This window comes from Leucobacter soli (assembly GCF_042659205.1).
Lineage (GTDB): Bacteria > Actinomycetota > Actinomycetes > Actinomycetales > Microbacteriaceae > Leucobacter > Leucobacter soli.
The window spans coordinates 1-2,567 of the sequence record NZ_JBHSRW010000287.1; the positions used below are offsets into that span (position 1 = coordinate 1).

General features: G+C 71.1%; 1 protein-coding gene. It reads right to left on the reverse strand.

All coding sequences use genetic code 11. The features are described 5' to 3' along the window. Positions 1–2,475, reverse strand: a 2,475-nt coding sequence (locus ACFPZL_RS12185; RefSeq protein ID WP_452233262.1) for a glycoside hydrolase family 65 protein, incomplete at its 3' end; no start/stop codon positions are given. Positions 2,476–2,567 lie beyond the last annotated feature (92 nt).

The following is a 2,567-nucleotide window of genomic DNA, read 5'->3' on the forward strand; positions in this document are numbered from 1 at the left end:
CGGGCCCCAGACCTCGCCGTCACCCGGGTCGTCACTCGCACCGGCGCCGGGCGCTGCGCCCGCATCAGCCGCGGCACCGCCGGCACCTGCGCCAGTGCCGGTCTCGACGAGTTCGAAGCGGATCGCATCCTGCCGCAGCTCCACCGCGATGCGGTTCCCACGCCAGGCGAGGGTGAACGAGAGCGCACCCCAGTGATCGGGCAGGCGCGGGTCGAACCTCAGCCGCCGCCCCGCGTCGCGCATCCCGGCGAAACCCTGCACGAGCATCATCCAGACGCCCCCGGCCGACGCGATGTGCACGCCGTCCGACGAATTCTGGTGCAGGTCGTCGAGGTCGACCCGCAGGGCGTGGTCGAAGTAGCGGTAGGCGAGCTCGGGATAGCCGACCTCGGCCGCGATGATCGACTGCACGATGGCCGAGAGCGTCGAGTCGCCGGTGGTGAGGGCGTCGTAGTACTCGAAGTCGCGCCGCTTCTCCTCGGCGCCGAACTCGTCGCTCGCGAGCAGCAGCGCCAGTACGACGTCCGCCTGTTTGAGCACCTGGAAGCGGTAGATCACGAGCGGATGGAAGTGCAGCAGGAGCGGCTTCTGCTCGGGCGGCGTGGCGGCGAGGTCCCAGACCTCCTGATCGAGGAAGTGGGCGTCCTGCGGATGGACGCCGCGCTCCTCCGAGTAGGGGATCGTCATGCCCTCCGCCGCCGCCGCCCACGCGTCGACCTCCTCCGGTTCGAGATCGAGGCGGTCGATCAGTTCCGCGTAGACCGCGGGCGCCTCATCGGCGAGTCGGCGCACCACCTCGACGGCGAAGCGCAGGTTGAATCGCGCCATCACGTTCGTGAAGAGGTTGTCGTTGACCACGGTCGTGTACTCGTCGGGGCCGGTCACGCCGTGGATGTGGAACCGCCTCGCACCGCCGGGCTCGGCGCGCCAGAAGCCCAGGCTGGTCCACAGCCGGGCCGTCTCCACCGCGATGTCGCACGCGCCGCCGAGCAGGAGCTCGAGGTCGCCAGTGGCCGCCACATAGCGGGCGAGTGCATACGTGATGTCGGCGTTGATGTGGTACTGCGCCGTGCCCGCCGCATAGTAGGCGCTCGCCTCCTCGCCGTTGATCGTGCGCCAGGGGAAGAGCGCCCCCTCCTCGTTCAACATCACGGCCCGTTGCCGTGCCTGCGGCAGCATCCGCTCCCTGGCGCGCAGGGCGTTCCGCGCCCAGATCGGGTTCGTGTAGCTGAGGAACGGCATCACGTAGACCTCGGAGTCCCAGAAGTAGTGCCCGCCGTACCCGGAGCCGGTGAGCCCCTTCGCGGGGATCCCGCGCCCGTCCGCGCGAGCAGCCGCCTGCGCCACCTGGAACAGGTTCCAGCGGATCGCCTGCTGCACACCGGGCTCGGCCTCCACCCGCACATCGCTGCGCCGCCAGAAATCGTCGAGGTAGCGCCGCTGCTGCTCCCAGCGCGCCTCGCCGGGCTCCACGGCCGCGCTCTCGAGGGTGTGCTGGCAGCGATCCACCATCTCCGAGAGGGCCGCCGTGGTCGACGCATGGTAGGCCGCGGTCTTCACCAGTCGGACCGTGCGCCCGCGGCGCGCCGTGCCCTGGAACAGGTGGCGGACGCGATCCTCCCCCGTCTCGATCCGGGTGCGCCAATCGCCGCCGCCGCCCTCGAACTCGTGGTCGATCCCCACGCCGAGCGCCATCCGCGAATGCTGCACCCGATAGCTCAGGATGCTGCGGCTGCGGCGCCGGTCCGTCGGCGACGGGTCTCCGTCGCGAGCGGCCGCGGTGCCGGATCCCCCGGATCCGTCGTCGTGAGTCGACGGACCGGCCACGAGGATCCGCTCCGTCAGCTGCTCGCCCTTGCGCGGGTCGAGGAACCCCTCCGGGGTCGCCGAGGCCTGCTCCGTGTGCACGCGGCCGAGATCCTGCCGGTTGAGCAGCAGGCTGCTGACCGTCAGGTCGGCATCGGCGTCGAGCACGGTGATCCGCATCTCGAGGGTCGCGAGGTGCCGCGAAACGAACGACACCATCCGGCGGGTCTCGACGCGCACGCGCTTGCCCGTCGGCGTCAGCCACAGCAGCGAGCGGGTGAGCGTGCCCGCGCGGAGGTCGAGGATGCGCTGGACGTCGAGGACCTCGGACGACCCGAGGTTCAGGCGCTCGTCGTCGACGTAGATGCGGATCGTCTTCGCGTCGGGGGCGTTGACGATCGTCTGGCCGTGCTCGGCGAAGCCGTAGGCCATCTCGGCATGCCGGATCGGCCAGGTCTCGTGCAGGCCGTTGAGGAAGGTGCCGTGGCTTCCGAGCGGCAGACCCTCCTCGTGGTTCCCGCGCAGGCCCAGGTAGCCGTTGCCGAGCGAGAAGAGCGTCTCGTCCTTGGCGGCGAGCGCGGGGTCGATCCCGCGGACCACCAGCCGCCAGGGGTCGTCCCCGAAGTCCCGGCGGAGCTCCTCCACCGGCCCGGCCGGCACCTCCGGCATGCCGAATGCGGCGCTCGCTGCCGCGCTGTTCACGGCAGCAGCTCCTCGAGGTCGCGCACCACGAGGTGCGCCCCGGCCTCGGTGAGCGCCTC